This window comes from Acinetobacter amyesii (assembly GCF_023499985.1).
Taxonomy (GTDB): domain Bacteria; phylum Pseudomonadota; class Gammaproteobacteria; order Pseudomonadales; family Moraxellaceae; genus Acinetobacter; species Acinetobacter amyesii.
Window position 1 is genome coordinate 371,875 of record NZ_JAMCOU010000013.1, and the last position, 15,917, is coordinate 387,791.

Sequence of the window (15,917 nt, forward strand, 5' to 3'; positions counted from 1 at the left end):
TAAGATGAATCTTAGTTATTGGGCTTACCCATTTTAATTCTCAAGGAGAAAACATGAGTGACAGCAGCAATCAATTGATGCCCCTGTCATTATCGGCACCTGGGGTGAATCTTGGTGCTTATATTAGTACTGTTAATCAGATTCCAATTTTATCGGCCGAACAAGAAAAAGAGCTGGCCGAACGTTATTATTATGACCAAGATTTAGACGCAGCTAAAATGCTTGTGATGTCACATCTTCGTTTTGTTGTACATATCGCACGTAGCTATGCAGGCTACGGCTTGCCACAAGGTGACCTGATTCAAGAAGGTAACTTGGGCTTAATGAAAGCGGTAAAACGTTTTGACCCAAACATGGGCGTACGTCTCGTATCTTTTGCTGTGCATTGGATTAAAGCAGAAATTCATGAATATGTGATTCGTAACTGGCGTATTGTCAAAATTGCGACCACTAAAGCGCAGCGTAAATTATTCTTTAATTTACGTAGCTTAAAAAAGTCATCTAAAAAATTAACTTTGGCTGAAGCACAGTCGATTGCCAATGACTTAAATGTAACACCTGAACAAGTCTTGGAAATGGAAGGCCGTTTAACCGCTTATGATGCTGCCTTTGAAGCTCAAGGTGATGACGACGATGAAGGTTCGACCCATGTCGCTCCTGCCCTTTATCTCGAAGATAACCGTTACGACCCTGCGCGTTTAGCGGAAGATGAAGATTACGAAGAACAAAGCACTTCAGCTTTACATGAAGCCATGGATCAGTTGGATGACCGTTCACGTAACATCTTACAACGTCGCTGGTTAGATGACGAAAAGTCGACGCTGCATGAATTGGCGGCGGAATATAATGTATCTGCTGAACGTATTCGTCAGTTGGAAAAAAATGCGATGGAAAAAATTAAAGTCGCAATGTCCTCAAACTAAGTTGAAGGCTTTTCCAGTCATTCTTAAAAAGAGCATTTCGATGCTCTTTTTTATGTCTGAATAGTATTGAATGACAAGCTACAACACAAAAACTTTGGGCATTTTTGCTTTAACCCTGCGTGCTAAATATGCTATGGTTATGCGCAAATTTTGTTAAGGTGAATGCACATGTGGATTGCCATTTCCGCACTTAACTTAGCTTTTGCTGTAATGCTTGGTGCCTTTGGTGCACACGGATTAAAAGCTCGCGCGACTGAAGCCCAAGTGGCTTGGTGGCAAACTGCAACGGACTATTTCTTTTATCATGCACTGGGCTTACTTGCCCTCGCGATCTTATCCAAAGTCATTCCCCAACTTCCAATAAAAGCCAGTTTCCTACTTATACAAATTGGTATTTTCTTCTTCTGTGGTTCTTTATATGTGATGGCTCTAGGTTTACCACGCAGTCTCGGTGCCATTACTCCAATTGGTGGAGCGCTGATGATTGCTGGATGGCTCATATTGGCATGGAATGCGTTTAAATACGCAAAATAATCAACAGCAGAATTGGCCTTACTCAACAGGCAAGGCAGCAAGAATGGAATCCGCAAATGCAAATCTATTTAAACGGCGAAGCTACACAAACCGAATGTGTCAACCTCTTGCAATTGGTTCAACAATTACAACTGGAAGGCAAACGCTTCGCTGTTGAAAAAAATGAAATGATCATCTCGAAAAGTAAATTGGAACAAACCCCAATTACTGAGCAAGATCATATTGAAATTATTCATGCCGTAGGTGGCGGCTAAAATGGAGCTCCCATGGAAGATACACCCCTAATCATTGGTTCACGTACATTTAATTCACGACTTTTAGTTGGTACAGGTAAGTACAAGGACTTAACGGAAACTGACCAGGCCATTCAAGCCAGTGGTGCTGAAATTGTGACCGTTGCCATTCGCCGTGTGAATATTGGTCAACATCCAGACCAGCCAAACTTGCTTTCTGTAGTTCCACCTGAGAAATATACGATTTTGCCAAATACAGCCGGTTGTTTCGATGCGAACAGCGCGGTTCGTACTTGTATGTTGGCGCGTGAACTATTAGATGGTCACAATCTGGTTAAACTTGAGGTTTTAGGGGATGAGAAAACCCTATATCCAAATATTACTGAGACTTTAAAAGCTGCACGTACATTGATTGACGATGGCTTTGAAATCATGGTTTATACCTCAGATGACCCAATTGTGGCACAAGAACTGGAAAGCATGGGCTGTGTAGCGATTATGCCTTTAGGTAGTCTTATTGGCTCAGGTTTAGGTATTCTCAACCCACACACCATTTCGATCATTAAAGACAATGCCAAAGTACCTGTTTTGGTCGATGCTGGTGTCGGTACAGCAAGTGATGCAGCGATAGCGATGGAATTGGGCTGTGATGGCGTATTAATGAATACAGCAATTGCAGCTGCACAAAACCCTGTTCTGATGGCTTCAGCGATGAAAAAAGCAGTTGAAGCAGGACGTGAAGCATTCCTAGCAGGACGTATGCCGCGTAAACGCATGGCAAATGCCAGTTCACCTGAAACTGGATACTTCTTTAAATAAGAACTCATTCACGGTATAAAAGAGGACTCCATTGAGTCCTTTTTTTGATTTTGAAAACCTGATAACAATGAAAATATCCCATATATTTTGTACTTTGAGTCTTTGTGTCGCATCTAGTTGGCTGTCTGCCCAAGTGCCCAGCACAGCCAAATCACTCGCGCCTCAAGGTTGGGACATTTTGATGGCTACGACTGGCGACCTAAACAAAGATCAAATGCCAGATATTGCGATGATCGTGGAAAAACAAAAAGTCGATGTGGTGACCTATGATGACGATGGCAAAGTCGTTCATAACCATCCACGACAACTCATCGTATTTTTTAAAACCGCAAAGGGATATCAACGTATCGTAGAAAACAACAGTATCCCAGTCGCTCAGCAACCGAATTCATGCTTACTTGATCCACTTGCTGAAGCAGAAGACATCCAAATCAGTAAAGGCAATTTACTCGTTCATTTTAGTTATTTTATGGCTTGTGGTGGCTGGGAATGGCCCCGACATAGTTATACCTTCCGTTGGCAAAATCAACGCTTTGACCTGATTGGTTTTGACTACAATAGCTTTCACCGCGCTTCTGGTGAAGAAACATCGAAAAGTTATAATTTTTCGACCTTAAAACGTAAGGAAATTGTAGGCGGCAATATGTTTGAAGATGCAAAAACTCAAACCAAATGGTCAAGCTTCAAAGCACCACAACAACTGACGCTTAAAAATATTAACTTTGATGATTTCTATACACAGTTCGAGTACTAAGTTGAACCTGAGCAATGCCAATCTAGCAATAAAAAAACCGCCAATTTCGGCGGTCTTTTTTAATTCAATTTGAATACACAACTTAAGGAATTAAACCTTCATCTCGCATCGCAATTTGAACTGATTGGCGCTCTGCAACTTTGTTGCGTAATGCAATGATATTTTTATATGGCGTTAAATCATGACCGATGCCATTTGACCAATTTGTCAGTACAAAGAGATAAGCATCTGCTGGGCCAAAGTTATCATCGACCAAATAGTCGTTATCCGATTCACCAATCGCTTTATCGATATATGTCAATAAACGATCAATTTCTGCATAAGCTTTTTCTTTAGCGTCTGCATCTAGTGGAGCACCAAAGAATACGGCATAAGCATCATGTAATTCTGAGTTCAAATAGCCAAGCCATTCTAAAACTTTGGCACGACCTAAACCTGATGGTGGAATTAAGTCTTGTTTTGGATCATGCTGTGCAAGAAACGGTAAAATTGCCACGTTCTCGGTCAGGATCAAACCTGGGTTAATTTCTAATGCAGGTACATAACCTTTTGGGTTGATCTCGTAATAATCCACCCCTTTTTCTGTTTTATGGTTTTTTAGGTCAACACGGACCAAATCAAAATCGACATTAATTTCATTTAAAATAATATGTGATGCTAATGAACATGCACCTGGAGAATAATAAAGCTTCATATCTGATCCTTGTTATGTACTATTCAATGTTTTAAATCTCTTCTGTCAAACTTTCAAGTGATCAAACCTGTAAATTGCAAAAAAGCGTAAATGCTGAAACACATATACTCATTGACTATTATCCATATTTAAGAAGATTTCAAGTCACTGTGTTATGCATTTTTATACTCAGTTGTTTTAACATAGCCGCGTTTAAGATTTGATGAAAAGTTACCGTGTTACAACTTAAAAAAGAACAATGGTTTTCCAATATTCGTACCGATGTGCTTGCAGGCTTGGTGGTTGGACTTGCGTTGATTCCAGAATCCATCGCCTTTTCAGCTATTGCTGGGGTTGACCCTCAGGTTGGTTTGTACGCTTCGTTTTGTATTGCCGTCACCATTGCCTTTTTTGGTGGTCGTACAGCAATGATTTCAGCTGCTACGGGTGCGATGGCCTTACTTATGATCACGTTAGTCAAAGATCATGGTTTGCAATACCTTTTGGTTGCCACGATTTTAACTGGTGTGATTCAGTTCATTGCTGGCTATTTTAAAGTCGCAAGACTTATGCGCTTCGTCTCGCAGTCAGTGGTGTATGGTTTTTTAAATGCACTCGCGATTTTGATTTTTGTCGCACAGCTACCTGAAATGTCAAAGATGGATAGTTTAGGCTATGTCTTTATGCTTTTAGGGCTTGCGATTATTTATCTTTTTCCATATCTACCTAAAATTGGCAAAGCCATCCCATCACCGCTGATTTGCATTATTGTCCTCAGTGGTTTGGCATTATTTTTAGGTGCTGACCTGCGTACTGTGAGTGATTTGGGTAAGTTTCCAGAGACTTTACCTATTTTCTTGATTCCTGAAATTCCTTTCAATCTTGAAACCTTCACGATTATTTTCCCTTATTCCATCACCCTTGCAACAGTTGGCCTATTAGAAACCATGATGACCACGACAGTGATCAATGAAGTCACTGGAACTGAAGGAGATCGTCATCAGGAATGTCGTGGTCAAGGGATTGCCAATATTGTCAGTGGCTTTATGGGCGGCATGGCTGGATGTGCCATGATTGGGCAGTCGATTATTAATGTTAGTTCTGGCGCGCGAACTCGCCTTTCCACTTTGGTTGCAGGTGTATTTTTGTTGTGTTTAGTGATGTTCTTAAAAGACTGGCTGGCTTATGTCCCAATGGCGGCCTTAGTCGCGATTATGGTTATGGTATCGTTTACCACTTTCCAATGGAAATCAGTCAAGCAATTTTCGAAGCATCCGATGTCTTTTAATGTCGTAATGATTGCTGTGGTGATCGTGGTGCTTGCAACACATAATTTAGCCCTTGGCGTAATGGTTGGCGTGCTCCTCTCTGCGTTGTTTATTATCAATCAACTGGAAAGCTCGGTAAAAGTCACATCTGAACTTAAAGACAATATTCGTAGCTACACAGTCTATGGACAAATTTTCTTTAGTAGCTCTGAGACTTTTTATCAATTTTTTGATTTTCAGGAGAGGGTTAGTCATGTGCGAATTGATCTGAGTCATGCACATATTTGGGATATTACTTCTGTTAATATTTTGAAGAATGTCGTGCAAAAATTTGAATCAAGACAGATTCAAGTAGAGGTTTTTGGCTTAAATGAAGCAAGTAGCACTTTACTTGACCGTGTCAGTGAATAATGATTTTTGAAATGTTGACTTTAAATCCAATCAATTTTCAATAAAATGTGACCTATTGAGACCCTATGCAGGATATATATAGCAAAGGGTTTCGAAGCTAAGAAGTGTAATGACATTACATAAAATACTAAGCCTATAAAAAAGAGAAAAATTCACCATTCATTCGATTTAACTGTATAATTCATCTCATAAAATTATAACTATCAAAAATAAAACAAAGATTTGATGTGACTTTCTATTTATTTTTTTAAATTGTGGATACACAAAATTGGGGGAATTTTGATGGTATGGTTTTGGTCACGACACTGCATTCAAGCAAATCGGCTGCTGGTCTTAGCGAGTCTATTTTGCCTGCTATGTTGTATTGCTATACCCACTTTTGCCAATTCCACCACACAGATCTCAAGCCGTCATTGTCCTGTTGAAATCACCCATATTGCTACAGCTAAAAGTGCTGTCGAGCAAGAGCGCCCACGTACAGGTTGGCAAAATCTGCAAAAGCTTCCAGACACTTGGAATAAACGTTGGCCGGATTATCATGGTATCGCTTGGTACAAAATCCAATTTAAGTTGAACTGTGAACTCCATCAGTTAAATCAACCCATTGCTATCGCTATACAAGGCATCACCCAAAGTGGTCGGGTTTATATCAACGATGCCCTACTTTGGCAAGATTACATTTCAGCAGAACATTTTTCACGAAGCCAACATCATCCTAGACTATTGAACTTGCCTAGCTCGAGTTTAAAGCAAGGTGTAAATACCATTTGGGTACAAGTGTATGGTTCGGTGACCCAAAAATCAGGACTCAGTTCAGTTCAAATTGGGGAATACCCGCAAGTCTATGACACCTTTAAAATTTGGTTACTCGAACAACGACAATTAGTCGAACTCAATACGATGATTAATTTCGTCGTGGCTGTGTTCTTTTTTTTAGCATGGCTCGCCAATCGTAATGAAAGAGCTTACTTATGGTTAACCATCACTGGTATGTGTTGGGTGTTTTATAGCCTGTGTATTATTTTTAATGGGCCAATTGCATTTCTAACCACCGTACAGATCGACCGTATGCAAAATATCATTTTCTGCTTTTATACGGTTTTTGGCTGTATTGGTGCATGGTATTTTGCAAACCACCCATTTCCAAAAATTCAGAAACTGTTATTAAGTCTTGCCACCATCGCCGCTCTCTGTATAGGTTTTGCGCCAGAGGCTTATTTAAAGACCGTCATCCAAATTTGTTTTAGCTTCTTTGTTTTGGTCTTTGTGGCCAAATGTATTAGCTACCCCTATTTAGCCTATAAAGCCAAAATGGCTGAAACCTATTTGCTTGCAACGCTGTATTTGATTTATTTACCGATTGCGGTACATGATGCGCACTTTATGATGACCATGGAAGGCCATGCGCTCTCACCATATACTGGCCCACTAACCACCCTCGTTTTGGGCGGCGTACTGGCTTTGCGTTTAGCTCGACACACGCGTCAAATTGAGCGTTTTAATAAGACCTTAACTGAAAATGTACAACGAGCTGAACTGAAACTCGCTACCTCACTTGGTCAACAACATCAACTCGCGCTTGAAAATGCACGACTTCAAGAACGAATTCATTTATCTCATGACTTACATGATGGTTTAGGCGGATCAATTGTCCGTTCAATTTTACTGTTAGAACAAAATGACAAAATTGAAAAACCACAAATCATGTCGATGCTTAAACTGTTCCGTAATGATTTAAGACAAGTCATCGATTCAGGTTCAAGTATAGGGACGAAAGTTCCAGACACCCCGGTCGAATGGGCAGCACCGATTCGCCATCGCTTTGTACAGCTCTTTGAAGAATTAGACATGAGCTCAAGCTGGAAATTTGCTACCGAATGGATTCACTCACCCTCTGCGACCCAATGTCTCAATTTGACTCGTGTCGCAGAAGAAACCCTGACCAATATTTTAAAACACAGTCAAGCCAACAAAGTTCATTTCAGTTTGTGCCAAACAGAAACTCAGTTGGTATTACGTATTGAAGATAACGGTATAGGCTTCAACCCTAACGATGTTGAACAAGGTCTACATGTTGGTCTACATAGTATGCAAACACGAATCCATCGTATCGGTGGTGAATTTAAAATACAGTCACAGCCGGGTTCCACCGTTCTTGAGGCCATTTTGCCATTTAAATCTGATGGTGCTGACAGTGAAGATCTTGATGAAAAAACAGCCTAGATTAATGTTAATTCATGACTTTTGAGCTGAGTAATTCACTGTACATGGCAAATGCTCAGCACGGCTCCAATCGGTAAGATTGAGCAAAAAGCGGATTTATTCACGGTAAAAATTTGACTTGTGTATCTCAGGACTTAAAATACGGCATTCGAATTTTTTACATTTGCCAAAGTTATGTCGAACGATCAATTAGACCAGCACGCAGTAGATCTGGATAACCTGAACGAACACCGTGAAATCGTGACGTTTATGCGCCGCTCTGCGCCACTTAATACTTCGCAACGTACTGCGCTGGAACAATATGGTCATCTAATTTTGGAATATCCTGTTGGGGATTTGCGTCAGCATTTTGAACACCCTGAACGTCCATTAACTGTTGAGATCGGTTTTGGTATGGGGCGTTCTTTGGTACTAATGGCAAAAGCAAACCCTGAACGTAACTTTGTCGGTATTGAAGTACATGTTCCGGGTATCGCTCAATGTGTGTATGAAGCCGGTCTTGCAGGTTTAACTAACCTTCGAGTATTGGATGCTGATGCCATCCAAGTGCTACGTGAAATGCCAGACAACAGTATTAACACTGTGCAATTATACTTCCCAGATCCATGGCAGAAGAAACGTCATTTCAAACGTCGTTTTGTATCTCATGACCGTATGCCATTGGTTGAAGAAAAATTAGAAATCGGCGGTACATTCCACTCAGCGACTGACTGGGAACCGTATGCTGAATGGATGATCGAAGTTCTTGAAGAACGCCCACGTCTTGAAAACCTTGCGGGTAAAGGCAATAGCTACCCTCGCCCAGACTGGCGTCCACAAACTAAGTTTGAACGTCGCGGAATTGAAGCAGGCCATAAAATTAATGACTTCATCTTCAAAAAAGTATATTAATTTTTGAATGAAGCAAAAAACCACCGTTAGCGGTGGTTTTTTATTGCTGTTTTTGATCTAAGATTTATCTGTGTTGTATCAAATCAAATAAAATGAATAACCACTAAGCTACTTGCGCTTGGAGCTGACTTTGTCGAATCATATCCACGGCTTTTTCAGCAATCATCACTGTCGGTGCATTGGTATTGCCATTCACCACAGAAGGCATGATGGAAGCATCGACGACACGGAGGTTTTGAATGCCGTAGACTTTCAATTCAGGGTCAACTACAGACATCTCATCTATGCCCATTTTACAACTACCGACAGGGTGATAAACCGTATCCACACGCTGACGTAAGATTGCACGTATATCATCATCTGTTTTGACCTGTGAGGTAAATAAATCTTGCTGATAATGACTCGATAAATACGGCGACATCATTAACTGCTGCGTCAACTTAAAGCCTTGTACCAAATCTTCTAAATCCTGCTCATCCCCTAAAAAGTTTGGATCAATCAATAATGGATCATTGACACTGGAACCACTTAGTTTGATCGTGCCGCGACTTCTTGGATTGAGCAGACACACATGACACGATAAACCATGGCTTGTATGAAATTTCCGTGCATGGTCATCTACTAACGCCACGACAAAGTGTAATTGCAAATTTGGTATCGCTAAATCGGGTGAAGACTTTAGAAAACCGCCACATTCTGCAAAATTTGAAGCAATCATACCCCTTCGTTCCTTACGATAGCGACTGAACTGCTTGAACATATCAATTGAGCCGGGTAAAGACATGCCAAATGTGCCTTGGTATTCTTTGACTTTATAACCAAAAATGAAATCGGGATGGTCGTGGAAGTTCTTTCCTACACCCGGTAAATGGTGTTTCACTTCAATGCCATGCGCTTGGAGTTCGCTCTGGTCGCCTACTCCAGACAACATTAAAATCTGCGGTGACTGCATCGCTCCGGCACTGAGTAAAACCTCCCGTCTGGCTTTTAGGTGTTTCATTTGCCCTGCATGTTGTACTTCTACGCCAGTCGCGACTTGATGCTCTATGGTAATTTTATGCGTTGTTGCTTTGGTCAATACAGTTAAATTTGGTCGGTTTAAATGCGGAAACAAATAAGCACGCGCCACACTACAACGCTCTCCATTGATATGTGTTACCTGATAAACCCCTAAGCCTTCTTGTTCTGCGCCATTAAAATCATCAAGGACTTTATGGCCTTGTGCACGAGCCGCTTCGGTATAGCGTTGATGGAAAATATTGTCACTTTGTACATCTGTAACAGATAGAGGGCCGTCATTACCGTGGAATTCATTCTGTATTCGGTTGTTATTTTCTGAGCGAATAAAATATGGCAAGACCTCGTCGTATGACCAGCCAGTATTGCCCTGTACCGCCCATTGATCATAGTCATTTTTATGTCCACGAATATAAATCATGGCATTAATACTGGATGAACCGCCAAGGCATTTTCCACGTGGTTGATAGCCTTTACGACCATTCAAGCCAGCTTGAGGCACAGTTTCAAAGGCCCAATTATTGATCTTGGTCGGCAAGCTCACCACGCATGCAGCTGGAATATTGACCGTCCACTGATCACCTTGCCCGCCTGCTTCTAGTAAGCACACAGATATATGTGGATCTTCACTGAGGCGTGCAGCCAGTACGCACCCCGCACTTCCACCACCAATCACAATGTAATCAAATTCCATTTTTGACATTATTTTCATCCAATTTATTATTTTTATAAATGCACAATAATGGATTTAACGCTGACAGAAAAGTTTCTTTCTTAAAATAATGAGCGCCATACCGAGCAAGAAAAATGAGACTATTGATCAAAATTTTGATGCAAGTTTCACTCATGCAACGTAGTAACTATATCGGTGAAAATGATCGATAAACTTAATACACTCAAACTTGGTCTTTATTCTTTTAATCCATAGCCGTTTTAAATGCACTGTAAGCTGCATAGCTAAAGATTTGACTGAAACAATAAATTTGATCAAAGCCTATTTCCGTCAGTAAGCTTTGATAGTGCTGCTGGCTAATCAGTTCAAAATCATCTTCTAAACGCTGCATCATTTTTGTCGCTTGCGCAGCAGATAAACCTTGCATTTGGCAAAATTCAGGCAGGACACGCTGCTCAAAATTCGAATGAGTTTGCATCAAGTCAAAACTTAAAAAAATGCCATGCGGTTTAAGTAATTCAAAAGCTTTAGTTAAAAATTCATTTTTTTCGGACAATGGAATGAAATGCGTCACCAAGATACTCAGCACCGCATCAAAACAACTCGCCTGCTCAAAAGTAGTGTGACTGCCCAAAACAAATTTGACGCGATGCAACTGTCCAGCAGCTTCAACACGTTGGCGTGTTTGATTCAGCATGTTTTCAGACAATTCTGTAACGGTAAATGACCATGTTGGATTCAAGGCCATGAGATAACCCAATTCATAGCCCGTCCCACATCCAATGATCAGTACATGGGCACCTTCAGCGACATGGCAATTCAACACCGCCTGAATTTGTTGATGGACAAGTTCATAGCCGGGAATTAATTTTCGTATATGTGCATCATAACTTTCGACCACTTTTGGGCTATTAAAATCTTTTGCCATGTAACATCCTGTTTGACATGTATGTCTAAGCTAATAAATATTCATTATTCTATACGGATTATTTATTTCTGATGATGCCCAAGAATCTGCTGACTCAACATTTCATAGACCGCTTTCAGATCGACTTGATCAGCTTGCTCAAGCATATGGGCGTGCATTTGCATGATATTTTGATCCCCACGCATTGCAGGACCTGTTTGCATGTTACGTGGTTCAGCCTGAGTAGCTTTATTAGCTGTCTCTAAAATCAAAGGATAAAGTAAGCTAAATTCGACTTGTTTTGCATCAACAATCTGCTTTGCCATGTCATAACAATAATTACTAAAATTACAGGCAAACACCGCAGCAAGATGCAGACTTAAACGCTGTGCCGAATCATATTGATAAACCCTTTGGCTTATGCTGTTTGCTAAATCTGTAAGTGTCCTCAAATCTGTAGAATCCGCCGCTTCTACAAAGATCGGTGTCGACGTCCAGTCCACATCTCGGTCTAAACTAAAGGTTTGTAAAGGATAAAACACACCTGCTCGCGAATGCTGTTGGGTCAGTACCGTGATATTGGTGCTACCAGACGTATGCACAATCAAAACCTGTGGCACATAGGCTGTAACTTGCTGAATAATGGTTGCAATCGACTGGTCGCTCACCGCAATGATCAAAAGATCAATCTCAGCATTCAACTCAGTTGGGGTATGAATGGCTTCTGCACCTACAGTTGCTGCAAGTTTTTCTGCATTATCAAGATTTCGCGCATAAACTTGCACAATGTGATGTTGTGGATGAAGCACATTGAGCAAATGATGTGCAACACGACCTGCACCCACAATACTGATTCGCATATAGTTCTAACTCATTTTGGATGGCTACAGCATGTCAGGAAAATATCCGACGTGCAAATCGAGTCGTATCGATAGAATGATTTATTTTCAATTCTTTACATCAGTTTCGCTCAGATAAGACAAAAAAGGGATGCGCTTCATCCCTTTTGCTAGACGTCAATCTGAGTCTGATTCGTATCTTGCCCATTTCAATCTAGACAATATCCACGATATACACTTTAGCTTTTACGATTTACCAATGATTTGATTCAGAGTCTGTAGGTATTGTTCTGCATCGCGGCGCGCATTGAATTTCTTTTCAAATACACCTGTGTTTTGCACACTATTGGGCGTGTATTCTACCGACACAACAAAGGTATCAAGCAAATCTCTATTAATCCGAATTGCAATAATATGATGTGAGTTTAAATAAAAACCTTCATCAACCTTAACTAACATGACCCGCCTCAAAATCTTGCATAATGAAATAGATAAAAAATCTAAACATTCATGAACTTGGATGCCTTACCGCATACAGTCATTCATATGTTAGACCTATTTTATTGTAGCGCCATTATGTGATTTATGTTGCAATTATTATGCAATTTAAATAAATACTCAGAGAAAATTCTTGAGTTTCAGCCATCTAAACATGATTGATTTTCAATTCTAGCTAAAGATTGAATAAAAAAATTGGATATAAAAAAAGCCTGTTGCCATAGCCATGACAACAGACTCATTTTAGTAAGACTGATTTAACTCAAATCAATCTTACTGAGAAGTAGAACGATTAAACACTCAACATACTGTTTAAGGTTTCTGATACATTCTTCGATTTCACGACAGGTTTAAGCGCTTCAAGTTCGGCTTTAACTTCACTACGCTGCGGCTCTGCCAACGTGTACCAACGGGACAAAATTTGCAGTAACCGTGAACCGACAATTGGATTTTTCTCATCGAGGAATTTTGCTAATTCAACAATATGCTGCACACCAAAGCTCCAAGTGTTGACAGGATTGCTATTTAAACCACCAGTAACCGCACGAATACGGTTCGGCACTTTCAAGTCATAATCAGGATGAGCAGTCAGTGCCTTAATGGTTTCCGCAGTTGCTTTCGGATGTGCCGCTTGCAACATAAACCATTGGTCCATCGACAAAGCTTCATTTTTAAAGCGTGTATAGAAGGTTTCTAAAGCTTGCTGTGCTTGTGGTGCATCATTCCAAACCAATACTTTTAAAGCACCAAGGCGTTCAGACATATTGCCTGTTGAGCTGAATTGTTCATAAGCCAATTCAAATACAGAAGCATCACCTTGACGTGCCATCATACTCAACATGATGTTTTTCAATGCACGAACACCCATAGCTTGTGAAAACTCTTTCTGCGCATCTGGGTCTAAAGTTGCATAAGTCTCTTTAAAGAATGAACCTAGCTCACGTGCCACACGACTTAACAGTGCTTCACGCTGTTCTTGCACTTGGGCAGGACTGTAGTCGGTATCAATACGACTACCTAAATAACCCTCTGTCGGTACATCGAATAAACGTGAAGCAAGTAATGGATCACGCTCAACCAATGCTGGTAATGTATTTTGAATAGCTTGAACATAGATGTCGGCATCATGGCCATTTAACAAAATACGTTCTAACAAGGTTTGGCTGGCTTGCCATTGGTTAAAACCATTCGGCTCGTACTGCATTAGGAAAGCAAGCTCTTCATCTGAATAGTTAAATTCAAGATTAACAGGTGCAGAGAAATTACGCAGTAAAGACACAACAGGCTGGGTTTTTACACCGCTAAATGTAATGGTTGCAGTATCGGTATCAAATAAATACACGCCATCTTTGATGCCATTTTCAACCAATGCATCTGAGCTGAGAACTAACTGTTCACCACTCGTCGCATCAAACAATGCCAAAGCCACAGGAATAGGCACAGCTTTTAAATTTGGATATTTCGGATGAGCTTTTAAGCTTTGTTTCAAGCTTAAAGTATAGGTTTGATTTGCAGCATCGTACTCACCTTTTGCTTCAAGTTTTGGTGTACCCGGTTGGTTATACCAAATCAAGAAACTCGATAAATCTACACCTGATCCCGCTGTTAGTGCTGCTACCCAATCTTCAACAGTCACGGCTTGACCATCATGGCGTTTGAAATATTCGTCTGTACCTGCACGGAATTTTTCTTTGCCCAACAATGTCGCCATCATGCGGTTAATTTCCGCACCTTTTTCGTACACTGTTGCGGTATAGAAGTTATTAATTTCAACAAAATGATCTGGACGCGGTGGATGTGAAAGCGGGCCTGAATCTTCTGGGAACTGATGTGATTTTAATACTGCAACATCATCGATTCGTTGTACCGCAGCAGATTGTAAATCTTCTGAGAACGACTGATCACGGAATACCGTCAAACCTTCTTTTAAACAAAGTTGGAACCAATCACGACATGTAATACGGTTACCTGTCCAGTTATGGAAGTATTCATGGGCAATCACAGACTGAACACGCATGATCGCTGCATCTGTGGTGTATTCTTCATCAGCAAGCACACAAGAGGTGTTGAAAATATTCAAACCTTTGTTTTCCATTGCACCCATGTTAAATGCACTGGTTGCCACGATCATATAATTGTCTAAATCATAAGGACGACCATAATGTTCTTCGTCCCAACGCATCGAATGTTTTAAAGCTTCCATGGCAATATGACATTTTGGAATGTCTTTTTCTTCTGCATAGATTTCTAAAGCAACATTACGACCTTCAGACGTCACATAAGTGTCTTTAAGTACTGCCAAATCACCAATCACACAAGCAAATAGATACGATGGTTTTTTGGTTGGATCTTGCCAAACGGTATAATGACGACCTTCACCGGTTTCACCCGCTTCAATCAAATTACCATTGGCAAGTAATACAGGGAATTTTTTATCCGCTTCAACACGTGTGGTAAATACCGATAGCACATCAGGACGGTCAGGATAATAGGTAATTTTACGGAAGCCTTCAGGCTCGTTTTGAGTAACGAATAAATCGCCTGCCGCTTGGTACAAACCTTCGAGTTGAGTATTGCTTTCAGGATGAATCACGACTTCGGTTTCAATGACAGCTTGGTCAGGTGCATTTGAAATCACCAGTTGTTCTGCATCTACAACATAGGCATCTGCTGGCAAAACTTGACCATTTAAGCGAATTGATTTGAGTTCCAAATCACGACCCAATAACACCAAATCCCCAGCCGTTTGACGCTGCATCACTAATTTTGCATTGACATTGGTATGCTTATCAAAGACTTGAATATCAAGATCGATACTATCTACGACAAATGATGGTTTTTGATAATCTTTTAAATAAACAGTTTGGTCTGCTTCGACCACTGGATTTGCCGCAATATTCATATCTCGTCCTATTCCTTAGTTATTGCTTCATCAGCTTTTTGAACACATTGTGAATGACTTGATCATACGACAAGATGCATAAGCTGTCTTCGCATTTACAATGATTTATATATGGGCTCAGCGCATGTTGTTTTCAATCATCTTTATAGAATAATTTAAAGGCTGGCACATATTTTCGCCATGTTTAAGCAAAATAAATGCCTGAGTTGAGTACAGCTATAACAATGTGCAAATTTTTTATCTACCTAAAATAAATAAAGCGCCTATATACTAGACAGAGAAAGTACAGGTGCTTAATCCATCTGTACGTTCAAATTATTGCGCTCAAACTTACCTGCTTAAGACTTATACG

At 40.4% G+C, this 15,917-nt stretch carries 14 protein-coding genes; 8 read left to right on the plus strand and 6 right to left on the minus strand.

What is annotated here, in order from left to right; all coding sequences use genetic code 11:
* The first annotated feature begins 53 nt into the window (after nt 1-53).
* From rpoH to M5F03_RS03360, 5 genes are all read left to right on the plus strand, one after another.
* Complete coding sequence (rpoH, locus tag M5F03_RS03340) at nt 54-923, plus strand: RNA polymerase sigma factor RpoH (protein WP_078188879.1); 870 nt, start codon at nt 54-56, stop codon at nt 921-923.
* A 168-nt stretch (nt 924-1,091) separates the two neighbouring features.
* Nucleotides 1,092-1,457, plus strand: coding sequence for a DUF423 domain-containing protein (locus M5F03_RS03345; RefSeq protein WP_249706579.1), 366 nt, complete (start codon nt 1,092-1,094; stop codon nt 1,455-1,457).
* 56 nt (nt 1,458-1,513) lie between these two features.
* Nucleotides 1,514-1,711 (plus strand): sulfur carrier protein ThiS, encoded by a 198-nt coding sequence (gene thiS, locus M5F03_RS03350; RefSeq protein WP_180007313.1) that lies wholly within the window; start codon nt 1,514-1,516, stop codon nt 1,709-1,711.
* Between the two features lie 12 nt (nt 1,712-1,723).
* Nucleotides 1,724-2,509: a thiazole synthase gene (locus tag M5F03_RS03355; RefSeq protein ID WP_111885685.1), complete on the plus strand. Its 786-nt coding sequence runs from the start codon at nt 1,724-1,726 to the stop codon at nt 2,507-2,509.
* Nucleotides 2,510-2,690: 181 nt separating this feature from the next.
* Entirely contained in the window at nt 2,691-3,263 is a 573-nt protein-coding gene (locus M5F03_RS03360) for a hypothetical protein (protein WP_249706590.1), read from the plus strand.
* Between the two features lie 82 nt (nt 3,264-3,345).
* On the opposite strand, the gene M5F03_RS03365 is transcribed toward M5F03_RS03360, so the two are convergent.
* A complete protein-coding gene (locus tag M5F03_RS03365) occupies nt 3,346-3,957 on the minus strand; it encodes a glutathione binding-like protein (RefSeq protein WP_078188886.1) in 612 nt (203 codons plus the stop codon).
* Between the two features lie 215 nt (nt 3,958-4,172).
* On the opposite strand from M5F03_RS03365, the gene M5F03_RS03370 reads away from it, so the two are divergent.
* From M5F03_RS03370 to trmB, 3 genes are all read left to right on the plus strand, one after another.
* Complete coding sequence (locus M5F03_RS03370; protein ID WP_249706592.1) at nt 4,173-5,615, plus strand: SulP family inorganic anion transporter; 1,443 nt, start codon at nt 4,173-4,175, stop codon at nt 5,613-5,615.
* 282 nt (nt 5,616-5,897) lie between these two features.
* Nucleotides 5,898-7,838 carry a sensor histidine kinase gene (locus tag M5F03_RS03375; protein WP_249706602.1) on the plus strand — a complete coding sequence of 647 codons (1,941 nt, stop codon included), beginning with the start codon at nt 5,898-5,900 and terminating at the stop codon, nt 7,836-7,838.
* Nucleotides 7,839-8,012: 174 nt separating this feature from the next.
* Nucleotides 8,013-8,729 (plus strand): tRNA (guanosine(46)-N7)-methyltransferase TrmB, encoded by a 717-nt coding sequence (trmB, locus tag M5F03_RS03380; protein ID WP_180023891.1) that lies wholly within the window; start codon nt 8,013-8,015, stop codon nt 8,727-8,729.
* A 103-nt stretch (nt 8,730-8,832) separates the two neighbouring features.
* Here the strand turns inward: trmB and M5F03_RS03385 are convergent, their stop codons facing one another.
* From M5F03_RS03385 to pepN, 5 genes are all read right to left on the minus strand, one after another.
* Nucleotides 8,833-10,449, minus strand: a complete 1,617-nt coding sequence (locus tag M5F03_RS03385; protein WP_249706604.1) for a GMC family oxidoreductase — start codon at nt 10,447-10,449, stop codon at nt 8,833-8,835.
* 214 nt (nt 10,450-10,663) lie between these two features.
* Nucleotides 10,664-11,347, minus strand: coding sequence for a methyltransferase (locus M5F03_RS03390; RefSeq protein ID WP_249706607.1), 684 nt, complete (start codon nt 11,345-11,347; stop codon nt 10,664-10,666).
* Between the two features lie 62 nt (nt 11,348-11,409).
* Nucleotides 11,410-12,186, minus strand: a complete 777-nt coding sequence (locus M5F03_RS03395) for a Rossmann-like and DUF2520 domain-containing protein (protein WP_249706610.1) — start codon at nt 12,184-12,186, stop codon at nt 11,410-11,412.
* Between the two features lie 225 nt (nt 12,187-12,411).
* Complete coding sequence (locus M5F03_RS03400; protein WP_078193638.1) at nt 12,412-12,624, minus strand: hypothetical protein; 213 nt, start codon at nt 12,622-12,624, stop codon at nt 12,412-12,414.
* 331 nt (nt 12,625-12,955) lie between these two features.
* Nucleotides 12,956-15,565, minus strand: a complete 2,610-nt coding sequence (gene pepN, locus M5F03_RS03405) for an aminopeptidase N (RefSeq protein ID WP_249706621.1) — start codon at nt 15,563-15,565, stop codon at nt 12,956-12,958.
* Between the last annotated feature and the right edge of the window lie 352 nt (nt 15,566-15,917).